This is a genomic window from Kitasatospora cheerisanensis KCTC 2395, assembly GCF_000696185.1.
Taxonomy (GTDB): Bacteria; Actinomycetota; Actinomycetes; order Streptomycetales; family Streptomycetaceae; genus Kitasatospora; species Kitasatospora cheerisanensis.
In genome coordinates this window covers 4,953,759-4,973,370 of record NZ_KK853997.1, presented here as the reverse complement: position 1 = coordinate 4,973,370, position 19,612 = coordinate 4,953,759, and the positions used below count along the sequence as shown (strand labels likewise).

At 74.0% G+C, this 19,612-nt stretch carries 21 protein-coding genes; 7 read left to right on the top strand and 14 right to left on the bottom strand.

The genetic code is table 11. The annotated features are described in order from the left end of the window. Positions 1-27: 27 nt before the first annotated feature. Both KCH_RS22650 and sigE read right to left on the bottom strand, forming a co-directional pair. Complete coding sequence (locus tag KCH_RS22650; RefSeq protein WP_051653356.1) at positions 28-876, bottom strand: anti-sigma factor; 849 nt, start codon at positions 874-876, stop codon at positions 28-30. Further along, positions 873-1,580, bottom strand: a complete 708-nt coding sequence (gene sigE / locus KCH_RS22645; protein WP_084224244.1) for an RNA polymerase sigma factor SigE — start codon at positions 1,578-1,580, stop codon at positions 873-875. Before sigE ends, KCH_RS22650 begins: the two co-directional genes overlap by 4 nt. 247 nt (positions 1,581-1,827) lie before the next feature. Between sigE and KCH_RS22640 the strand changes: the two genes are divergently transcribed. Next, positions 1,828-2,502 (top strand): O-methyltransferase, encoded by a 675-nt coding sequence (locus KCH_RS22640; protein WP_425268803.1) that lies wholly within the window; start codon positions 1,828-1,830, stop codon positions 2,500-2,502. A gap of 189 nt (positions 2,503-2,691) precedes the next feature. Here KCH_RS22640 and KCH_RS39940 read toward each other — a convergent pair whose 3' ends face one another. Continuing rightward, the gene (locus KCH_RS39940) at positions 2,692-2,859 is read right to left on the bottom strand and encodes a DUF3117 domain-containing protein (protein ID WP_014137929.1); all 168 of its coding nucleotides are present in this window, start codon (positions 2,857-2,859) and stop codon (positions 2,692-2,694) included. 292 nt (positions 2,860-3,151) lie between these two features. Between KCH_RS39940 and KCH_RS22635 the strand changes: the two genes are divergently transcribed. After that, positions 3,152-3,952: an enoyl-CoA hydratase-related protein gene (locus KCH_RS22635; protein ID WP_035865660.1), complete on the top strand. Its 801-nt coding sequence runs from the start codon at positions 3,152-3,154 to the stop codon at positions 3,950-3,952. Between the two features lie 56 nt (positions 3,953-4,008). Here KCH_RS22635 and KCH_RS22630 read toward each other — a convergent pair whose 3' ends face one another. Continuing rightward, positions 4,009-4,575 carry a DNA-3-methyladenine glycosylase I gene (locus KCH_RS22630; RefSeq protein WP_035865658.1) on the bottom strand — a complete coding sequence of 189 codons (567 nt, stop codon included), beginning with the start codon at positions 4,573-4,575 and terminating at the stop codon, positions 4,009-4,011. Further along, positions 4,572-4,988, bottom strand: a complete 417-nt coding sequence (locus KCH_RS22625) for a DivIVA domain-containing protein (RefSeq protein WP_035865655.1) — start codon at positions 4,986-4,988, stop codon at positions 4,572-4,574. Before KCH_RS22625 ends, KCH_RS22630 begins: the two co-directional genes overlap by 4 nt. A 180-nt stretch (positions 4,989-5,168) precedes the next feature. Between KCH_RS22625 and folP the strand changes: the two genes are divergently transcribed. Further along, a complete protein-coding gene (gene folP, locus KCH_RS22620; RefSeq protein ID WP_051654020.1) occupies positions 5,169-5,981 on the top strand; it encodes a dihydropteroate synthase in 813 nt (270 codons plus the stop codon). Between the two features lie 17 nt (positions 5,982-5,998). On the opposite strand, the gene KCH_RS22615 is transcribed toward folP, so the two are convergent. Both KCH_RS22615 and dapE read right to left on the bottom strand, forming a co-directional pair. After that, entirely contained in the window at positions 5,999-6,781 is a 783-nt protein-coding gene (locus KCH_RS22615) for an LOG family protein (protein ID WP_035865652.1), read from the bottom strand. A gap of 79 nt (positions 6,782-6,860) precedes the next feature. Beyond that, positions 6,861-7,934 (bottom strand): succinyl-diaminopimelate desuccinylase, encoded by a 1,074-nt coding sequence (dapE, locus tag KCH_RS22610; protein ID WP_035865649.1) that lies wholly within the window; start codon positions 7,932-7,934, stop codon positions 6,861-6,863. Between the two features lie 160 nt (positions 7,935-8,094). Here dapE and KCH_RS22605 point away from each other — a divergent pair, with 160 nt between their 5' ends. Then, a complete protein-coding gene (locus tag KCH_RS22605) occupies positions 8,095-9,048 on the top strand; it encodes a VldE C-terminal domain-containing protein (RefSeq protein WP_035865647.1) in 954 nt (317 codons plus the stop codon). A 353-nt stretch (positions 9,049-9,401) separates the two neighbouring features. Beyond that, positions 9,402-10,154, top strand: a complete 753-nt coding sequence (locus KCH_RS47285; RefSeq protein ID WP_051653354.1) for a hypothetical protein — start codon at positions 9,402-9,404, stop codon at positions 10,152-10,154. A gap of 66 nt (positions 10,155-10,220) precedes the next feature. Here KCH_RS47285 and dapC read toward each other — a convergent pair whose 3' ends face one another. Then, positions 10,221-11,366: a succinyldiaminopimelate transaminase gene (gene dapC / locus KCH_RS22595; RefSeq protein ID WP_035865645.1), complete on the bottom strand. Its 1,146-nt coding sequence runs from the start codon at positions 11,364-11,366 to the stop codon at positions 10,221-10,223. A gap of 17 nt (positions 11,367-11,383) precedes the next feature. After that, the gene (gene fdxA, locus KCH_RS22590) at positions 11,384-11,710 is read right to left on the bottom strand and encodes a ferredoxin (protein WP_035865642.1); all 327 of its coding nucleotides are present in this window, start codon (positions 11,708-11,710) and stop codon (positions 11,384-11,386) included. A gap of 127 nt (positions 11,711-11,837) precedes the next feature. Between fdxA and KCH_RS22585 the strand changes: the two genes are divergently transcribed. Beyond that, a complete protein-coding gene (locus KCH_RS22585; RefSeq protein WP_035865639.1) occupies positions 11,838-12,854 on the top strand; it encodes a GNAT family N-acetyltransferase in 1,017 nt (338 codons plus the stop codon). 50 nt (positions 12,855-12,904) lie between these two features. After that, on the top strand, positions 12,905-13,774 hold the full coding sequence (locus KCH_RS22580) for a transglutaminase family protein (RefSeq protein WP_035865636.1): 870 nt from the start codon (positions 12,905-12,907) through the stop codon (positions 13,772-13,774). Positions 13,775-13,795: 21 nt separating this feature from the next. Here KCH_RS22580 and KCH_RS22575 read toward each other — a convergent pair whose 3' ends face one another. The 5 genes from KCH_RS22575 to KCH_RS22555 all read right to left on the bottom strand — a co-directional run bounded on the left by KCH_RS22575 (position 13,796) and on the right by KCH_RS22555 (position 19,583). Further along, a complete protein-coding gene (locus tag KCH_RS22575) occupies positions 13,796-14,413 on the bottom strand; it encodes a response regulator (protein ID WP_035865633.1) in 618 nt (205 codons plus the stop codon). Between the two features lie 10 nt (positions 14,414-14,423). After that, the gene (locus tag KCH_RS22570; RefSeq protein ID WP_035873246.1) at positions 14,424-15,659 is read right to left on the bottom strand and encodes a sensor histidine kinase; all 1,236 of its coding nucleotides are present in this window, start codon (positions 15,657-15,659) and stop codon (positions 14,424-14,426) included. 8 nt (positions 15,660-15,667) lie between these two features. Continuing rightward, positions 15,668-16,390 (bottom strand): ABC transporter permease, encoded by a 723-nt coding sequence (locus tag KCH_RS22565; RefSeq protein WP_035865630.1) that lies wholly within the window; start codon positions 16,388-16,390, stop codon positions 15,668-15,670. Beyond that, entirely contained in the window at positions 16,387-17,346 is a 960-nt protein-coding gene (locus KCH_RS22560; RefSeq protein ID WP_035865628.1) for an ABC transporter ATP-binding protein, read from the bottom strand. The genes KCH_RS22565 and KCH_RS22560 overlap by 4 nt, the downstream gene beginning before the upstream one ends. 119 nt (positions 17,347-17,465) lie before the next feature. Continuing rightward, a complete protein-coding gene (locus tag KCH_RS22555; RefSeq protein WP_035865625.1) occupies positions 17,466-19,583 on the bottom strand; it encodes a S9 family peptidase in 2,118 nt (705 codons plus the stop codon). Between the last annotated feature and the right edge of the window lie 29 nt (positions 19,584-19,612).

Here is a 19,612-nt window from a genome sequence, read left to right as displayed (position 1 = left end):
CATCGACGGCGTGCCGGTGAAGGCAGGCTAGCGCAGGAGCTGGCGCGGGTCACCGGTGGGCGACGGCTGCGGGGTGGCCTGCATCCGGGCCCGCATCGGGTAGTCCCGGACGTCGACCTGCTGCTGCGCGTTCACCGGGACGATCGCCCCGCCGACCGGGGTGACGCTGCTGGGCTGCCGGTTGGGGCCGCTCTGCGCGCTGAGGCCGCCGACCCCGCCGAGGGTGACCGCGGCGACCGAGAACGCGCCGGCGGCGGCGAACACCAGCCGGCGCCCGCGGGCCGGAGCCGGGCGGGGAGCGGGCAGTTCGCCGAGCGCGGCCAGCGGACGCGGCATCGCGGCCGGGTCGCGGCGCGGCGCGGCGGACGGGCGGGAGCCGAACAGGCCGGCCCGCGGGTCGATCCCGGGTATCGGGGCATCGGCGCCGAGCGCGCCGCCGCCGAAGCCGGCGCCCCGGCCGAAGGAGCCGCCGGTGAGCCGGCTTCCGCCGAACACGGCCCCCGACGGCCCGTCAGGGCCCGATTCGTCCTCGGGCAGCGCGGCCACGGCCATCAGCCGGGCCATCAGCGCCGCGGACGGGCCGGGCATGGCGGCGTCGCTGAGCGTCCGCTTGACCGCGCGGGAGCCCTCCGCCTCGGCCAGGCAGTCCGGGCAGGTCGCCAGGTGGGCCTGCACCCGCTCGCGGGCGTCGTGGCCGAGTTCGCCGTCCAGGTAGGCGGTGAGGCGGTCGCCGAGGTGGTGCTCCTCGACCGCCGGCTCGACCGGACGGACCGTCACGGGCCGCAGTTCGGCGGCCGGGCCCTGCTCGGCACGGCGCAGCGGCGCCCAGCGCGACCGGCCGGTGGCGTCCGGGCGCTCGGGGGCGTGATCGCTCATGACCCCCTCCGGTCGCTTCCGACCGGTTCGGCGCCGACCGGCACGGGTTCGGCGGAGCCGCCCCGGCGCGAGCGGCCCGCGGCGGCGTTCGGCGCCCGGTGCTTGAGTGCGGCCCGCAGGTGCGAGCGGCCGCGGTGGATCCGGCTGCGGACGGTGCCGAGCTTCACGCCGAGGGTGGCGGCGATCTCCTCGTAGGAGAGGCCCTCGATGTCGCACAGCACCACGGCGGCGCGGAACTCCGGGGCGAGGGTGTCCAGCGCCTGCTGGACGTCCGCGTCGAAGTGAGTGTCGCTGAAGTGCTGGGCGGGGCTGGGCTCGCGGCTGGCGAGCCGCTCCGCGGCGTCCTCGGCGAGGGCGTCGAAGCGGATCCGCTGGCGGCGGCGCACCATGTCCAGGAACAGGTTGGTGGTGATCCGGTGCAGCCAGCCCTCGAAGGTGCCGGGGGTGTACGTGGACAGCGAGCGGAACACCCGGACGAAGACCTCCTGCGTGAGGTCCTCGGCGTCGTGCTGATTGCCCGTCAGCCGGTAGGCGAGGCGGTAGACGCGGGCGCTGTGCGCCTCGACGATCTCCTCCCAGCTGGGCGGCGTCCAGTTCTGCGCGTCCGGCCCCTCGTTGAAGGACGCGAGCGTGCCGGCGGCCTCGGCCACCGAGTCGTCGGCTGCGGTCGACTTGTCCAGGGGGGAATGCACAGACTGGTTCATCACGGGCTTCGGCGTACGGGCCGACGTGGTGCCGCGGGGGTGCCGCTGCACAGGGACGTCGCCCTCGGCCACACCTCCTCGGTCGGCTCTTCTGCCCAGCAGAGCCACCACCATATCCACCTCACACGTCAAGCCCGGATAAGAGCGGTCGAACAGCGGCCGCCGAGGGCGGTCCGGCCACCCACGACAACTCAACGGCCAGCCGTCGAACGCGGTTCCCGGACGGCCAGTAGTCTGTCGCTGGAATTTGTCGACTTCCGTCGGCACCGGCGCTCCGGAAGAGGCAGCCATCACCGAGTTCGGGCCCCAGCGAGTGGCCCTCGCCGACACCTACGTCGGCGAGGACGCGGTGCTGACCTACGCCCGGGCCCAGTCGGCCCGCACCGGCATACGCGCGATCGGACCCAGCGGCGGCGCGGCCCTGCGCCTGCTGGCCGCCGCGCTCGACGCCAAGGCGGTGGTCGAGATCGGCACCGGCACCGGCGTGTCCGGCGTGTACCTGCTGCGCGGCATGCGGCCCGACGGCGTGCTCACCACCGTCGACTCCGAGCCGGTCCGCCAGCAGTACGCCCGCGAGGCGTACCTGGCCGCCGGGTTCGCCGCCAACCGCGCCCGCTTCATCCCCGGCCGGGCCCGCGACGTGCTGCCCCGGCTCGCCGACGGCCAGTACGACCTGGTGTTCTGCGACGGCGACCCGGCCGACTCCGGCTTCCACCTCACCGAGGCGCTGCGGCTGCTCCGGCCGCGCGGCGTGGTCTGCTTCGAGGGCGTCTTCCAGGAGGGCCGGCTCGCCGAGCCCGAGCTCGACGACCCGCAGACCCGCGCCGTGCGCGACCTGGTCGCCGACATCCGCGAGAGCGACACCCTGCTGCCCGCCCTGCTCCCGGTCAGCGACGGCCTGCTCTGTGCCGTGAAGCGCTGATCCGGCACGGCCGACGCGACACGCCCGGCATCCGGCGCCCGGCGCCCGGCCCGGAACGCCGGCGCGACACGCCCGGCGCGGCGCCCGGAACAGCGCCCCGGACACGCGGAACGGGCCCGCTCCCCGCACCGGGGGACCGGGCCCGTCGAACACGCCCGGAGCGCCCGGGCGTGCGAGTGGCAGTGGGTGTCAGCCGCAGGCCTTCTTCAGGGCCTCGCCCAGAGCATCCGCCTCGTCCGGCGTCAGCTCCACCACCAGGCGGCCGCCCCCTTCGAGCGGAACTCGCATGATGATGCCCCGCCCCTCCTTGGTTACCTCCAGCGGGCCGTCACCCGTCCGCGGCTTCATGGCCGCCATGCTCGTTCCCCTTCCTGCAACCGTTCAGGTACGCACCGGCAGTCCGTCCACCGCCGGTATCGAACGCATTGATCGGAAGCCATTATCCCGCATGCGACCGCTCGATGACCAACATCACTCTCTGCGCCAAGCCGCCCGAACCCGCACCAGAGCGCCGATTACCTGCCGAAAGCCGCATCCCTCCGCACTCCGACACGCCCTCCGGTGGTGCGCCACCTCACACTCCCCCGCCCGGCCGCACTCCGGCATGCTGTGGCCACGACAGCCCACCGCGACCCGGGAGCCCTCACCGATGTCCGACACCGTGCGCTACCACCGCGACGGCGCCCTCGCCGTCCTCACCATCGACCGCGCCGACGCCATGAACGCCCTCGACGTCGCCACCAAGGTCGCCCTGCGGGACGCCGTGGTCACCGCCGCGGCCGACCCCGACGTCCGGGCCGTGCTGCTCACCGGCGCCGGCGAGAAGGCCTTCTGCGTCGGGCAGGACCTCAAGGAGCACCTCGGCCTGCTCCGCCACCAGCAGGAGACCGGCGAGAGCGCGCTGCGCACCGTCGCCGAGCACTACAACCCGCTGGTCCGGGCCCTCGCCGGGATGCGCAAGCCGACCGTCGCCGCCGTGAACGGCGTCGCGGCCGGGGCCGGCGCCTCGCTCGCCTTCGCCTGCGATTTCCGGATCGTCGCCGACAGCGCCGGCTTCAACACCTCGTTCGCCGGCGTCGCGCTCACCACCGACTCCGGCGCCTCCTGGACGCTCCCCCGGCTGGTCGGCCACGCGCGCGCCACCGAGCTGCTGATGCTGCCGCGCACCGTCCGGGCCGAGGAGGCGCTCGCCCTGGGCCTCGCCACCCGGGTCGTCCCGGCTGCCGAACTCGCCGCCACCGCGCACGAGTTCGCGCTCACGCTGGCCAACGGCCCGACCGTCGCCTACGGCGCGATCAAGGAGTCGCTGGCCTTCGCCGCCTCCCACTCGCTGACCGAACTCCTGGACAAGGAGGAGGAGTTGCAGACCATGGCCGGCAACAGCGAGGACCACGCCATCGCGGTCAACGCCTTCGTCGCCAAGCAGAAGCCGGCCTTCGTGGGCAAGTAGCGCCCGGCTCCCCGCGCCCCGGACGGGGCGCGGGGAACGGTCGTCCGGGCGGCCGGCTACCGCGCGTGACAGTCCGCCAGGTGGTCGTTCACCAGTCCGCAGGCCTGCATCAGCGCGTACGCCGTGGTCGGCCCCACGAAGCGGAACCCGTTCTTCTTCAACTCCCGTGCCAGCGCCGTCGATCCGGGCGTCACTGCGGGCACGTCGGAGAGCGCGAGCGGGGCCGGCCGGTCCGGGTCGCCGGCGTGGCTCCAGATCAACGCGTCGAGTTCGCCGTCGAGTTCGCGGGCGGCCCGGGCGTTGGCGATGGTGGCGAGGATCTTCGCGCGGTTGCGGATGATCCCGGTGTCGGCCATCAGCCGTTCCACGTCGGCCTCGCCGAACTCCGCGACCTCGGCGATCGTGAAGTCCCGGAACGCCGCCCGGAAGCCCTCGCGCCGCCGCAGGATGGTGATCCAGGACAGGCCGGACTGGAAGGCCTCCAGCGAGATCCGCTCGAACAGGGCCTGGTCGCCGTGGACCGGCCGGCCCCACTCGGTGTCGTGGTAGGTCCGGTAGTCGTCCGCCGAGTCGCCCCAGCCGCAGCGCAGCAGGCCGTCGGCGCCGAGCACGGCACCCGTCACGAGCGGTCGCTCTTCTCGGTGTCCTCCGAACCCTCGGGCTCGGCGGGCTGCTTCTCCAGCACGGCCGTGAACGACTCCAGGCCGGGCAGCGGCTCGCCGGACGCGGCGCCGGAGGCCTCCACCGAGCCGCGCACCGCGCCGACCGCCTCCAGCTCGGCGATCCGCGCGTCGCGGAGCGCGAGTTCGGCGCCGAGGCGGTCGAGGACGTCGTCGACCTCGTCCATCCGGTAGCCGCGCAGCGCCATCGGCAGGCGCAGGTCGTCGACGTCGGTCCGGCTCAGCGGCCGGTCCTGCGGGAGGCGTGCGGTGAGGCGGTCGTGTTCCGCCTCCGGAAGGGATCCGCCGCCACCCAGCGCCACCAGTGCGGCACCGCCGACCACCACGGCCATCGCACCCACGATCACCCAGAACACGAGCTGTCCTCCGTCAGTCCCCGGCAGTTCCCGGTCGGCTTCGGCCCACGGGCGGGATCAGGTGGGATCATGGTCCCGTACAGGCCGGGGCCCATCATTGCACCCGGGAGCGCTGAGGAGGAGACACCGGTGGCACTGCGACTCGGCCCGCGTGAGTTCGGCCCGAACGAGCTGATCATCATGGCAATCGTCAATCGCACCCCGGATTCCTTCTTCGACCGGGGCGCGACCTTCGCCGACCGGGCCGCGTTCGAGGCGGCGGACCGGGCGGTCGCGGAGGGCGCGGCGATCCTGGACATCGGCGGGGTGAAGGCCGGTCCGGGCGAAGAGGTCACCGTCGAGGAGGAGTTGCGCCGCACGGTGCCGTTCGTGGCGGAGCTGCGCAAGCGTCACCCGGACGTGGTGATCAGCGTGGACACCTGGCGGCACGAGGTCGGCGAGGCGGTCTGCGAGGTGGGCGCGGACCTGCTGAACGACGCCTGGGGCGGTTTCGACCCGAAGCTCGCCGAGGTCGCCGCCCGGTACGGCGCGGGCCTGGTGTGCACGCACGCGGGCGGCGCGGAGCCGCGCACCCGTCCGCACCGGGTGGGCTACCAGGACGTGATGGCGGACATCCTGGCGGTCACCGTCGGCCTGGCCGAGCGGGCGCTCGAACTCGGGGTGCGCCGCGACGGGTTGATCATCGACCCGGGCCACGACTTCGGGAAGAACACCCGGCACTCGCTGGAGGCGACCCGCCGGCTGCCGGAGATGACGGCGACCGGGTTCCCGGTGCTGGTGTCGCTGTCGAACAAGGACTTCGTCGGCGAGACCCTCGACAAGCCGGTGGACGAGCGCCTGCTGGGCACGCTGGCCACCACCGCCGTGTCGGCCTGGCTGGGCGCGCAGGTGTACCGGGTGCACCAGGTCGCGGAGACCCGGCAGGTGCTGGACATGGTGGCGTCGATCCTCGGCACCCGGCCCCCGGCGGTCGCCCGCCGGGGGCTCGCCTGACTGCCCGTCAGTGGCCGTTACGCCTGGGTGCCCTGCGGCTTGCGGGCCTCTTCCAGGACCTTGAGCACGTCGGCGACGTCGTCGGTGACGTGGAACAGGTCGAGGTCCTGCGGGTTGGCCTTGCCCTCGGCGACCAGGGTGGACTTCAGCCACTCCACCAGGCCGCCCCAGTAGGCGCTGCCGAACAGGATCACCGGGAAGCGGGTGACCTTCTTCGTCTGCACCAGGGTGAGCGCCTCGAACAGCTCGTCCAGGGTGCCGAGGCCGCCGGGGAGCACCACGAAGCCCTGGGCGTACTTCACGAACATCGTCTTGCGGACGAAGAAGTACCGGAAGTTCAGGCCCAGGTCGACGTACTCGTTCAGGCCCTGCTCGAAGGGCAGCTCGATGCCGAGGCCGACGCTCAGCCCGCCGGCCTCGGTGGCGCCCTTGTTGGCGGCCTCCATCGCACCGGGGCCGCCGCCGGTGATCACCGCGTAGCCGGCCTCGGCGAGGGCCCGGCCGATCTCCACGCCGGCCTGGTACTCGGGCGTGCCCGGCTTCGTCCGGGCCGAGCCGAACACGCTGATCGCGGTGGGGAGCTTGGCGAGCGCGCCGAAGCCTTCGACGAACTCGGAGGTGATCCGCAGCACCCGCCACGGGTCGGTGTGCAACCAGTCGGTCGGCCCGGTGGTGTCCAGCAGCCGCTGGTCCGTGGTCTCCGTCTCGACCTGGTCCCGCCGGAGCAGCACCGGGCCCTTGCGCTTCTCGGGCCACGGCTTCTTGGTCCTGCGGACGTGTTCTTCTCCGTTGGCTGTCATGACGAAACCCTACGCCTGACAAGGCAACTTTCCGGGGAACAACGGAAAACGGCCGCAGGACCGGCAACGGTGCGGGCGGCTACTTGGTGAGCCAGTTCCGCAGCCGCTCCTCGACCTCGGCGATCGCGCTCAGCGAGCAGTGCTCCTCGCGCTTGTGCGCCAGGTTCGGGTCGCCGGGGCCGTAGTTGACGGCGGGCACGCCGTGCGCGGAGAACCGGGCGACGTCGGTCCAGCCGAACTTGGCGCGCGGCTCGCCGCCGACGGCGGCCAGGAAGGCCTGCGCGGCGGGCTGCGAGAGGCCGGGCAGCGCGGCGGGCGAGGCGTCGACGACGTCCAGCTGGTAGCCGTCGAAGACCTCCCGCAGGTGGGCCTCGGCCTGCTCCAGGCTGCGGTCGGGGGCGAACCGGAAGGCGACGTGGATCCGGCACTCGTCGGGGATGACGTTGCCGGCCACGCCGCCGTCGATCCGGGTGGCGTTCAGGCCCTCGCGGTACTCCAGGCCGTCGATGACGACCCGTCGCGGCTCGTACTCGGCGAGCCGGCGCAGCACCTCGGCCGCCTTGTGGATGGCGTTGTCGCCGAGCCAGCTGCGCGCCGCGTGGGCGCGCACGCCGGTGAGCGTGATGTCGGCGCGCAGGCTGCCCTGGCAGCCGCCCTCGACGACGGCGCCGCTGGGCTCCATCAGCACGGCGAAGTCACCGGCCAGCCAGTCGGGGTGGGTGGCGAAGAGGTGGCCGAGGCCGTTGCGGTCGGCCTCCACCTCCTCGCAGTCGTAGAAGACGTAGGTGATGTCGTGGTTCGGCTCCACCACCGTGGCGGCGAGCCGGAGTTGGACCGCGACACCGGACTTCATGTCGGACGTGCCGCAGCCGTAGAGCAGGTCGCCCTCGACGTGCGAGGGCACGTTGTCGGCGATCGGGACGGTGTCCAGGTGCCCGGCCAGCACCACCCGCTCGGGCAGGCCGAAGTGGGTGCGGGCGACCACGTTGTTGCCGAACCGGTCGACGGTGAGGTGCGGGTGGGCCCGGAGCGCGGCCTCGACCGCGTCGGCGAGGGCGGTCTCCTCGCCGCTGACGGACGGGAAGTCGACGAGGCGGGCGGTCAGCGTGCCGCCGTCGAGGGTCAGGTCGAGGGGCGAGTTCGGGCTGCTCATGGCGGCCACCCTACCGAGCGCCCGGACGGCCGGTCCGGCGGGCGCGCAACCGCGCGGACCCGTACGGCCGTCCGAGCGGTTACGGTGTCCGCGAACGGCGCGGACCCGATTCGGACCGCCGCGACAGGACACGACCGGACGACGAGGGAGAGGGGCGACCGTGGCTACTGGCGCCGAGTACGCGGGGGGTGGCGCGACCGAGCGCCGTCGGCGGCCGTGGCGGCGGATCCTGGTCGGCCTGCTGGCGCTGTCGGTGGTCGGCGGCCTGGTGGTGTGGCTGAACCGGGACCGGATCACGGTGCCGGACGAGGGCTGCAAGGTCGCCACCGCGGCGGGCTCGGGCACGCTGGAGCTGGGCGCGGCGGCGAACGCGGCGACCATCACGGCGGTGGCGATGTCCCGCGGCCTGCCGGAGCGGGCGGTGACGATCGCGCTGGCGACGGCGATCCAGGAGTCGAAGCTGCGCAACCTGGAGGGAGGCGACCGGGACTCGGTGGGCCTGTTCCAGCAGCGCCCCTCGCAGGGCTGGGGCTCGATCGACCAGATCATGGACCCGGTCTACTCGACCAACAAGTTCCTGGACGCGCTGGTGAAGGTGAACGGCTACGCGCAGATGCCGCTGACCGACGCCGCCCAGCAGGTGCAGCGCAGCGGCTACCCGCAGGCGTACGCCAAGCACGAGAACAACGCGACGCTGCTGGCGACGGTGCTGATGGGCCGTGAGGCGGCCGCGCTGAACTGCGTGGTGCACGAGCTGCCGGAGCCGGACGCGGCGGCCCCGCCGGCCGCCACCGCCTCGGAGCGGGTGCGCCGGGAGTTCGGCAAGGCGGTCGCGGTGGCGCCCGCCGAGAAGCCCGCCAAGGACCCGCGCGAGGTGCTGGCGTTCACCCCGCAGCCGACCGCGAGCACCGCGGGCGCGGGCGGCACCCAGCAGACCGGCTGGGCGCTGGCCCAGTGGTCGGTGGCGCGCGCGGCGGACCTGGGCATCGGGCAGGTCGCGTACGCGGGCAAGGTGTGGCGGGTGGACCGGCCGAACGACGGCTGGAAGCCGCTGGCGGGCGCTCCGGCCGACCGGGTGCTGGTGACGCTGGGCGCCCCGCCGAAGAAGAAGTGACGGCGCCGTCGGTGCGTTGACGCACTGATGCGCGGGTGACGGCCCACCGGGTGATTCGGGTCAACTCCCGCTGACGGCGACGCCCCTGGCGGACGGCCGACACGCCGAGGTGTCGGCGGTCCGCCGTTCGCCTTTCCGGGCAAGGGAAGTGACGGTTCTTCAGCGGGCCCGCGGCGGGCGGTCCGCCCCGGATGTCCGTAACCCGATCGTCCGATCTTTACGAACCCTTGACCTTGACCGGCCGAAACCTTCCCGGTGCTCTTGCGGTCATACACGTCGCCCGCGGGGCGGCCCGGACAGCCTGTACCGGCCGTCCGCCCGGCGGACCGTAGACCTCACCTCTTAGGAGCACCATGTCCCTCCCCCTCACGCGCCGGATCGCCCAGGCCGCGCTGCTCGTCGCCGCCACCGCGACGCCGCTCGCGGCCGCGGGCGCCGCCTCCGCCACCGAGGTGGTCCCGCAGACCGACCTGGGCGCCGGCGTGACCAAGCTGGCCGCCGTCCCCAACTCGGGCGACACGGTGCAGGGAGCGACCCACGAGCTCGGCCAGATGGTCGGCACCACCGGTGCCGCGACCCTGGCGGCGGGCGGCCCGGCGGCCGCCGACGCGGCCGGCAACACCCTCGCGCACAGCCTGCCCTCCACCGACGAGGCGCTGGGCCACCTCGGCCCGGCCGCCAAGGCGGCCCAGCTGACCGACGCGGTCGGCCCGCTGTCCGAGAAGGTCGTCCCCACGGTCGAGCAGAAGGTCGGCCCCACGGTCACCGACAAGGTCCTCCCGGCCGCCCAGAAGGCCACCGCCACCCCGCTGAAGACCGTCGGCAAGCTGCCCGTCGGCAAGCTGGCGCAGGGCCTGCCCGCGGCCGAGAAGCTCGCCCCGGTCACCGGCGCCGTGCAGTCGCTGCCGGTCGCGAGCGCCGTCAAGGACCTGCCCGTCGCGGGCACCCTGGCCGGCCTGGCCGAGCACGAGTCCGCCAACCGCCTGGGCTCGATGCCCTCGCTGGGCGGCGCCGGCAACAGCCCGCTGAGCGGCCTGACCGGCGCGCTCGGCCCGCTGGGCGGCCTGCTGGGCGGCCTGGGCGGCGGCGGCCTGCCGATCGGCTGATCACCGCGAGCACGCACGGAGGGGCGGAGCCGGCCGGCTCCGCCCCTCCGTGCGCCTGACGCGGCGTCAGCGCTTGAGCCGCTCCACGGCGGCGGCCACCCGCTCGTCGGTGGCGGTGAACGCCACCCGCACGAACCGGTCGCCGGCCGGGCCGTAGAAGTCGCCGGGGGCCACCAGGATGCCCAGCTCGGCGAGTTCGGCCACGGTCTCCCAGCACGGCTTGTCCTGGGTCGCCCACAGGTACAGGCTCGCCTCGGAGTGCTCGATCCGGAACCCGTACGCCTCCAGCGCGGCCCGCAGCGCGGCCCGCCGCTGCGCGTACCGCGCCCGCTGCTCGGCGACGTGCGCGTCGTCGGCGAGCGCCACCGCGGTGGCCGCCTGCACCGGCGCCGGCACGATCATGCCGCCGTGCTTGCGGATCTCCAGCAGCTCGCGGACCACCACCGCGTCACCGGCCACGAACGAGGCCCGGTACCCGGCGAGGTTGGAGCGCTTGGAGAGCGAGTGGACGGCGAGCAGCCCCTCGTGCGTGCCGCCGCACACCGACGGGTGCAGCACCGACACCGGCTCGGCCTCCCAGCCGAGTTCGAGGTAGCACTCGTCGCTGACCAGCAGCACCCGGTGCTCCCGGGCCCACTCGACGGCGCGGCGCAGCTCGTCCGCGCCCAGCACCCGTCCGGTCGGGTTGGACGGCGAGTTCAGCCAGAGCAGCCGGACCCTGCTGCCGTCCAGCTCGTCGAGGTCCCCGTAGGCGACCGGCTCGGCGCCGCAGAGCAGCGCGCCGACCTCGTAGGTGGGGTAGGCGAGCTTCGGGTAGGCGACCTGGTCGCCGGGGCCGAGGCCGAGCTGCCCGGGCAGCCACGCCACCAGTTCCTTGGAGCCGACGGTGGGGAGCACCGCCTCGGGGCCGATCTCGGCGCCGACCCGGCGGTTCAGCCAGCCGGCGATCGACTCGCGCAGGGCGAGCGGGCCCCACACGGTCGGGTAGCCGGGCGTGTCGGTGTGCGCGGCCAGGGCCTGCTGGATCAGCTCCGGGACGGGGTCGACGGGGGTGCCCACGGAGAAGTCGCACAGCCCGTCCGGGTGGCCCTCGGCGGTGCGCTTGTACGGTTCCAGCTTGTCCCAGGGGAAGACCGGAAGACGGTCGGATACGCGGCGCGCCGCCCCCGGGTGTCCCGGGAACGGCGCGTGCGTGCTGTCGTTGGTGCTCACAGCGTGGATGCCACCGATCAGTGGTCGGCGTTCTGCGGGGGCAGGGCCGCGATGAACGGGTGGTCGCGCTCGATCAGGCCGAGCTTGGAGGCGCCGCCGGGCGAGCCCAGGTCGTCGAAGAACTCGACGTTCGCCTTGTAGTAGTCCTTCCACTCCTCCGGAGTGTCGTCCTCGTAGAAGATCGCCTCGACCGGGCAGACCGGCTCGCACGCACCGCAGTCGACGCACTCATCCGGGTGGATGTAGAGGGAACGCGGGCCCTCGTAGATGCAGTCGACGGGGCACTCCTCGATGCACGCCTTGTCCTTCACGTCGACACAAGGCTGCGCGATGACGTAGGTCACGCTGTCGTTCCTCCTCGGAAGGGCTCCCGCCCTACTGTTTACTCGGTCGCGCGGTGCGCGCGGCGTCGTCGATGCCCGCACCTAGTATCGCGGGTCGGGGGACGCAAATGCACAGGAGGTGTGGTTGATGGTCGGCGGAGTCCCGCTGGAGGCCCGTCCGGAGGTCCGGATAGACCCGTCTGACGTGGGAAGACGCGTCTCCGTACGGCGTGTTGACGGCGTGGCGGACGGCCGGCCGGTGTTCCGCGATGTGATCGGCGTGCTCACTGCGTGGGACGGCGGCGGGTTGACGGTCGAGTCCCGGGCCGGTGCGCCGGTGCGTTTCGCGGCCGAACTGCTGGTCGCCGGCAAGCCCGTTCCGCCGTTCCCGGCCCGCCGCGTCCCGATGCCGGCGACCACCCCGGCCGAGCTCCAGCGCACCGCCGCCCGCGGCTGGCCCGCCGTCGAGCAGGAGGCCCTCGGCGAGTGGGTGCTGCGCGCCTCCGCCGGATTCACCCGCCGCGCCAACTCCGTGCAGGCGCTCGGCGACCCGGGCGTGTCGACCGCCGAGGCCCTCGACCGGGTCCGCGACTGGTACGCGGCCCGCGGCCTGCCCGCCCACGTCGAGGTGACCGAGGGCGTCTCCCCGCCCGGACTGACCGCCGAACTCGCCGGCCTGGGAGCCGCGTTGGCCCCGACCGTGGTGCGCACCGCCCGGCTCGGCGGGCTGACCCGGGCGGCCGCGCCGGACAGTTGGCGGCAGGTCCGGCTGTCCCGCACCGCCGACCGCGACTGGCTCTCGCTCTACCGCCGGGTCGGCGACGACCCCGCCCTGGAGGCCGCCGCCCGCGCCGTGCTGCACGGCGGCCCCTCGGTCTGGTTCGCCCACGTGCCCGGCCCGGGCGGCGCACCGCTGGCGATCGGCCGGATGACGGTGGACGGCGACTGGGCCGGGCTCGGCGCGATCGAGGTCGCCCCGGCGGCCCGCCGCCGCGGCCTCGCCACCGCGGTGATGGCGGTGCTCGCCGCCCGCGCCGCCGAGGAGGGCGCCACCGCCGCCTACCTGCAGGTCGAGGCCGAGAACCACGGCGCGCAGGCGCTCTACGACCACCGCGGCTTCACGACCAGTCACACTTACCACTACGCCCGCCTCCCCCAGCGGTAGCGTGCACCACCTGAAGACGCGCCACGACCGCTGCTGAACCGAAGGCCGCAGTGACCGAGCAGAGCAGAACCCGCTTCCGAGCCGAAGCCCGGGCCGAACGCCCCGACCCCGTGCTGCTGTGCCTGCTCGCCGCCGCCGAGCACACCCTCGGCGACCCCGGCGACAGCGCCGAACCGCCCGACCTCGACGCCGTCCTGACCGCCTGTCAGACGGCGCTGGACCGGCACGCGGCCGCCATCCGGCAGGCCGTCGCCGAACGCCGCCCGCGCGGCCCCGAGGAGACCGCTGCGCTCCTCGCGGCCGTGCTCGGCGGCCGGGAGCGCTTCCACGGCCGCCAGTCCGACTACCGCCGGCTGGAGTCCTCCCTGCTCCCGGAGGTGCTCCGGCGCCGCCGCGGCCTGCCGATCATGCTCTCCCTGGTCTGGTCCGCGGTCGCCGCCCGGGCCGGCCTCACCGTCCACGGCATCGCCCTGCCCGGCCACTTCATCGTCGCGGTCGGCGGCCCCGACCCCGGCGACGAGTACGTCCTCGCGGACCCCTTCCACGGCGGCCGCCTGCTCGACGTCCCGGACGTCGAGCGCCTGCTCGCCGCGTCCGGGCACCGCTACTCGCCCGAACTCCTCACCCCCGCCCAGCCGCTGGACACCGTGCTGCGCGTCCTCGGCAACATCCGCCACTGGGCCGCCGAACGCCCCGAGCACGCCCGCACCCAGCTGTGGGCCACCGAGCTCGCCCTGCTCCTCCCCCGCCACCCCGCCCAACTCCGCCTCGAACGGGCCGAGTTGCTCGTCAAGACCGGAGACTTCCTGGGCGGCGCCGCCGAGATGGACGCCTACGCGGAGATCCTCGACGCCTTCGACCCGGACAGTGCGAAGCGCGTCCGCGCCGAAGCCAGGTCGGCGCGCCACCGCCTCAACTGAGCGGCAGGCGGGCGCGGTCCGCTACAGCCAGCCCTTCTCGCGGGCGACCCGCACCGCTTCGGCGCGGTTCCTCGCCGCCGTCTTCTGGATCGCCATCGACAGGTAGTTCCGCACCGTCCCCTCGGAGAGGTGCAGCCGGGCCGCGATGTCGGCGTTGACCGAGCCGTCCGCCGCCGCGGCCAGCACGTCGCGTTCGCGTCCGGTCAGCGGGTTCGCGCCTTCCGAGAGCGCCGCGGCGGCGAGCGTCGGGTCGATGACCTTCTCCCCGCGCAGCACCCGCCGGATCGCCTCGGCGAGTTCCGCCGCCGGCGCGTCCTTGACCAGGAACGCGTCGGCCCCGGATTCCATCGCGCGCCGCAGGTAGCCGGGCCGCCCGAAGGTGGTGGCGATGACGACCTTGGTCTGCGGCCGGACCCGGCGGATCTCCGCGCAGGCGTCGATGCCGGTCATGCCGGGCATCTCGATGTCGAGGACCGCCACGTCGATCCCGTGCTCGACCACCGCCGCCGCGACGGCGTCCCCGCGCGAGACCTGCGCGACCACGTCGAGGTCGCCTTCCAGCGAGAGCAGCGCGGCGAGCGCCTCCCGCACCATGCCCTGGTCCTCGGCGAGGAGCACCCGTACCTGTCCGTCCGTCACGGGGCGCAGCCTATTCCCCGGTGGGGCCGGGTCGCAGCGGGACGAGGGCGCGCAGCCGGAAGCCCTTGCCGCGGTTGGCGGGGCCGGCGTCGAGGCGGCCGCCGACCTGTTCGAGGCGTTCGCGGAGGCCGGAGAGTCCGTTGCCGGGCTGGGACTTGCCGGGGCCGGGGCCGTTGTCGACGACTTCGAGGACGGCGTGCCGGCCGTCCTCCTCCCAGGTCTCGTCGAGGTGGACGGTGCACCGGGTGGCGCCGACGCCGTGCCGGACCACGTTGGTGACGGCTTCGCGCAGCGCCCAGGCGAGCGCGCCGGCCTCCTCGGCGCCGAGGCCGGGGCGGTCCTCGGCGAGCCGGGGGTCGGCGTCGAGGTGGATCTGACTGGCCGCCAGGGCGGTGCGGGCGGCGGCGAGTTCGACCTGGAGGGTGGGGCGGCGGAAGCCGCTGACGGCCTCCCGGACGTCGGTGAGGGACTGCCGGGCGACCTGTTCGATGTCGGCGACCTGGGCGCGGGCCTCGGCGGCCTTCTCGGCGTCCATGAAGCGGCCGGCGAGTTCGCTCTTGATGGCGATCAGGGAGAGCGAGTGTCCGAGCAGGTCGTGCAGGTCGCGGGCGAGGCGCAGCCGTTCCTCGGAGGCGGCGAGGTGGGCGACGGCGGTCCGGGCCTCGCGCAGTTCCCGCATGGTGGTGACCAGGCGCTGCATGCCGTACATGGCGAAGCCGGCCAGCAGGCAGGGCAGTCCGATGGCGACCAGGGTGGAGTGGTCGGCGCCGGTGGTGAGTCCGACCACGGCGAGGACGCCGGTGGTGGCGGTGACCCCGATCAGCGCGGTGCGGCCGGGCAGGATGATGGCGGCGCAGACCGAGGTGTAGGTGAACAGGGTGAGCCAGGCGTCGCCGAGGCCGATCGAGGTGCCGACGGCGATGCCGGCGAGCAGCGCGAACGACACGTACTGCCGGGACCGGGCGATGCCGCGGCTGTTGCGGATCACCACCAGCGACAGGTAGGCGGCGAGGAAGACGACCAGCAGCACGGCTCCGGTGACGGTGCCGGCGGTGTCGTGCTGACCGGTCGTCAGGTCCTGGACGGGGTAGAGCAGGTAGAACGCCCAGACGGACGTCCACATCAGCTTGACCATCAGCTGCCGGCGGGTGTCGACGGGCGCGCCCGGGTAGGTGGTCCAGCGGCCGTCCGGCCCGTCCTCCCCGTGCTGCTGGTCGGGGCGGCGGGCCGGGCCGGTGCTCTGCATGCGGGTCATCATGCCTGCTGGGCGTCCTTGCGGTACAGGTGGGCCGCGGCGGCGGTGAAGACCGCGAGGAAGGCGGCGAGGGCGGCGATCGCGGCGCCGGCCACGCCCTGGCCGTGGATGAACGAGGCCAGCTGGTTGTAGTCGTAGACGGGGTTGAACCGGGCGTAGGTCTTCAGCGAGTCGCTGACCGGGAACCAGGTGCCGCCGAACAGCGCCATCAGCATGTAGACGATCATCACGACGGGCTGGACGGCGTCCGGCTGGGCGGCGTAGCCGAGGGCGACGCCGAGCGCGGCGAACACGAAGCTGCCGAGCCACAGGGCGGCGGCCAGGCCGAGCCACTGGACGGCGGTGAGGTCGACGCCCTCGATCGCGCCGATCACGAAGACCACGGCGATGGCGGGCAGGGTGGTGACGGCGCAGGCGGCGATCTTGCCGAGGGTGTAGGCCCGGCCGGGCAGGGCGGTGAGCCGCAACTGGCGGGTCCAGCCGCTCTTGCGTTCCAGCGAGATGCGCTGCGCGGAGCCGGTGAGGACGGCGCCGACCGCGCCGAAGGTGGCCATCGAGACCATGAAGTACGACTTGACGGAGACGCCGCCGGCCACCGTGCCGCCGCTGCCGTAGGCGCTGATGAAGAACACGTACAGCAGGGCCGGGTAGAGGACGGTGAACATCAGGTACCGCTTGTTGCGCAGGGTGCGCAGGATCTCCAGCTGGATCAGGGTGGTCATCGCGCGCTCTCCTCTTCGCTCTCGGTGCGGTCCTGCTCGCCGGTGATGGTCAGGAAGGCCTGTTCCAGGCCGAGGCTGGTGACCTCCAGCCCGCGCGGGTAGAGGCCGGCCTTGTAGAGCGCGGCGACGCCCGCGTCGGCGTCGGTGGAGCGGATCCGGACGGTGTGCACGCCGTCGGTGCGGGTGCTGACGTCGAGTCCGACGGTGCCGGGCAGGCTCCGCAGCAGGGCCTCGTCGGGTGCGCGGCCGTCGGAGGGGTGCAGTTCGAAGCCGATCCGGCGGGCGCCGGCCCTGGCCTTGATCTCGGCGGAGGAGCCGTCGGCGATCAGCCGGCCCTTGTGCAGGACCAGGACCCGGTCGGCGATGGAGTCCGCCTCTTCCAGGTAGTGGGTGGCGAACAGGACGGTGCGGCCGGCGTCGGCCTGGGCGCGCATGGCGGCCCAGAACTGCCGGCGGACCGAGACGTCCATGCCGGTGGTGGGCTCGTCCAGGACGATCAGGTCGTTGGCGCCGGCCACCGCGAGGGCGAACCGGACGCGCTGCTCCTGGCCGCCGGAGAGCTTGTCGACCCGGCGGTCGGCGATCTCGGTGATCCCGGCGGTCGTCAGCACCTCCTCGGGGGCGTGCCCCTTGGGGTGCACCTTGCAGGCGAGGGTGACCAGTTCGCGGACCTTGACGTCGCTCATCAGTCCGCCGCTCTGCAGCATCGCGCCGACCCGGCCGGCGGTGATCGCCTCGCGCGGGGTGCCGCCGAACAGTTCGACGGTGCCGCTGTCGGGTTCGCGCAGGCCGAGCAGCAGGTCGAGGCTGCTGGACTTGCCCGCGCCGTTCGGGCCGAGCAGGGCGACGGTCTCGCCCGGTCGCAGGACCAGGTCGAGTCCGTTCACCGCTTTCACCCGGCCGTAGCTCTTGCTGACGTTCCGGAAGGCCGCGACCTCCCCCGTTCCCGTTCCCATCTGCCCTCAGTCCCTTCGAAGTCGTTCTCTGCGACTCCTCAAGACTCCTCGGAACGGGGGTGTCGGCGGCAGTGTGCGCCGTCGTGACGTCCGCATGACGGATGTCACGGGTGCACCGGTTACGCCATGCCCAGGGCGTCCTTCAGGAAGCGGACCTGGAGCAGCAGCAGGTTCTCGGCGACGTCCTCCTGCGGCGTCATGTGGGTGACCCCGGACAGCGGCAGCACGGTGTGCGGCCGGCCGGCGGCGAGCAGCGCGGTGGACAGCCGCAGGCTGTGCGCGACCACCACGTTGTCGTCGGCGAGGCCGTGCACGATCATCATCGGCCGGCGCAGCGAAGGCGCCAGCGCCACCACCGAGTTGGCCTCGTACACCTCGGGTTCCTCGGCCGGGTCGCCGTAGTAGCGCTCGGTGTAGTGGGTGTCGTAGAGGTCGTGCTCGGTGACGGGCGCGCCGACCACCGCGGCGTGGAAGACCTCGGGCTCGCGGAGCACCGCGGCGGCGGCCAGGTAGCCGCCGTAGGACCAGCCGCGGATGGCGACCCGGGACAGGTCGAGCGGGAACTCCCCGGCGAGCGCGTGCAGCGCGTCGACCTGGTCGGCGACGGTGATCTCGGCGGTGCGCCGGTTGATGGACTTCTCCCAGGCGGGGCTGTGCCCGGGGGTGCCGCGCCCGTCGGCGACGATCACCGCGAAGCCCTGGTCGGCGAACCACTGCGAGGTCAGGTGCGGGTTGTGCGCCTGCACCACCCGCTGCCCGTGCGGGCCACCGTACGGGTCCATCAGGACGGGCAACTGCCCGTCGGTGTCCGGGTCGTAGCCGGTGGGCAGCAGCACCGCGCAGGGGATCCGCCGCTCGCCGGCGAACCGGAACACCGGGCGGGCGGTGATCAGCGGGGTGTCCGCGTGCGAGGCGATCACCAGCGGCTCGGCGCCGTCCCGCAGCACGGTGACGGTGGTGCCGGGCCGGCCCGGGTCGGCGGTGGTGAGCACGGTGGTGGCGCCGCCACGCACGGCGCCGAGCGCGCCGTCGCCGAGCTCCCGCACGCCGTCCGGGCCGTACGCGAAGACGCCGAGCCAGCCGGCCGGGCGGCGTTCGAACTCGGCGGCGCCGCAGGAGGCGGCGAACAGCACCTCGCCGCCGTCCAGGCCGAGCACCGAGCGGACGTGCAACTCGGGTCCGGTGACGGCCTGTTCACCGACCATCAGGACCCGGGCGCCGTCCACGTCGGCGATCCGGACCAGCTGCCCGTCGGCGCGCCGCACCGGGACGCCGCCGAACAGCTCCAGCCAGTCCTGGTCCCGCTCGGTGAGCAGCACGGTGGTGTCGCCGGTCGCCGGGTCGGCTTCGAGCACCAGCTGTTCGCGCTGGTCGCGGGCCTGCACCTGGAGCAGCGGCGGCCCGCCGGCCGACCAGTGCACCCGGGCCAGGTAGGGGTGGGCGGCGCGGTCCCAGCGGATCTCGGTGCGGGTGCCGTCGAGGCCGAGCCGCCACAGGCCGACCTCGGCGTTGGGGGTGCCGGCCGCCGGGTAAGCGATCTCGACCGGCGGGCGGCCGGGGTTGGCGGGGTCGGCGATCCACCAGCGGCGCACCGGCGTGTCGTCGACCCGGGCGGCGAGCAGCGCGCTGCTGTCGGGGGCCCACCAGTAGCCGCGGTCGCGGCCCATCTCCTCCTGGGCGATGAACTCGGCCTGCCCCCAGCTGACGCCTTCGCCGTCCGGGCCGGCCAGCAGCCGGTCGCCGCTGCCGTCGACGGCGGTCACCCGCAGCTCGCCGGCCGGGGTGGCGTACGCGACCTGGCTGCCGTCGGGGCTCGGGCGCGGGTCCAACAGCGGTGCGGCGGCGGGCAGTTCGCGTGCCTCGCCGGTGTCCACGGTGACCGCGAACAGGCGTCCGGAGAGCGCGAACACGGCGGTCCGCCCGGCCGCGTCCAGCGCGTAGCCGACGATCCCGGCGGAGGTCTCCCGGCTGCGCTCGCGGCGGGCCTTCTCGGCGTCGGACAGTTCCTCGGCGCCGCCGCCGAGGAGCACCGCCGGGTCGGCGAGGACGGTCTCGGCGCCGCTCGCGACGTCGAGGCTCCACAGCAGGTTGGCGGGCGCGCCCGCGCCCCTGGAGCGCAGGAACAGCACCCGGGCGCCGTCCGGCGTGACGGTGAACGACCGGGGCGCGCCGGTGGTGAACCGGTTGGTGCGCGCGTACTGCCGGGGGAAGGTGTCGTGCGGCTTCTCGGTGGTCATGCCGCCGACCCTACGGCCTGGCCGACGGT

Excerpts from the sequence above, each read along its gene's own strand:
- KCH_RS22650 (WP_051653356.1), bottom strand. The coding sequence starts at position 876 with ATGAGCGATCACGCCCCCGAGCGCCCGGACGCCACCGGCCGGTCGCGC.
- sigE (WP_084224244.1), bottom strand. The coding sequence starts at position 1,580 with ATGAACCAGTCTGTGCATTCCCCCCTGGACAAGTCGACCGCAGCCGAC.
- KCH_RS39940 (WP_014137929.1), bottom strand. The coding sequence starts at position 2,859 with ATGGCGGCCATGAAGCCGCGGACGGGTGACGGCCCGCTGGAGGTAACC.
- KCH_RS22635 (WP_035865660.1), top strand. The coding sequence starts at position 3,152 with ATGTCCGACACCGTGCGCTACCACCGCGACGGCGCCCTCGCCGTCCTC.
- folP (WP_051654020.1), top strand. The coding sequence starts at position 5,169 with ATGGCAATCGTCAATCGCACCCCGGATTCCTTCTTCGACCGGGGCGCG.
- KCH_RS22615 (WP_035865652.1), bottom strand. The coding sequence starts at position 6,781 with ATGACAGCCAACGGAGAAGAACACGTCCGCAGGACCAAGAAGCCGTGG.
- dapE (WP_035865649.1), bottom strand. The coding sequence starts at position 7,934 with ATGAGCAGCCCGAACTCGCCCCTCGACCTGACCCTCGACGGCGGCACG.
- KCH_RS47285 (WP_051653354.1), top strand. The coding sequence starts at position 9,402 with ATGTCCCTCCCCCTCACGCGCCGGATCGCCCAGGCCGCGCTGCTCGTC.
- KCH_RS22585 (WP_035865639.1), top strand. The coding sequence starts at position 11,838 with ATGGTCGGCGGAGTCCCGCTGGAGGCCCGTCCGGAGGTCCGGATAGAC.
- KCH_RS22570 (WP_035873246.1), bottom strand. The coding sequence starts at position 15,659 with ATGCAGAGCACCGGCCCGGCCCGCCGCCCCGACCAGCAGCACGGGGAG.
- KCH_RS22565 (WP_035865630.1), bottom strand. The coding sequence starts at position 16,390 with ATGACCACCCTGATCCAGCTGGAGATCCTGCGCACCCTGCGCAACAAG.
- KCH_RS22560 (WP_035865628.1), bottom strand. The coding sequence starts at position 17,346 with ATGGGAACGGGAACGGGGGAGGTCGCGGCCTTCCGGAACGTCAGCAAG.
- KCH_RS22555 (WP_035865625.1), bottom strand. The coding sequence starts at position 19,583 with ATGACCACCGAGAAGCCGCACGACACCTTCCCCCGGCAGTACGCGCGC.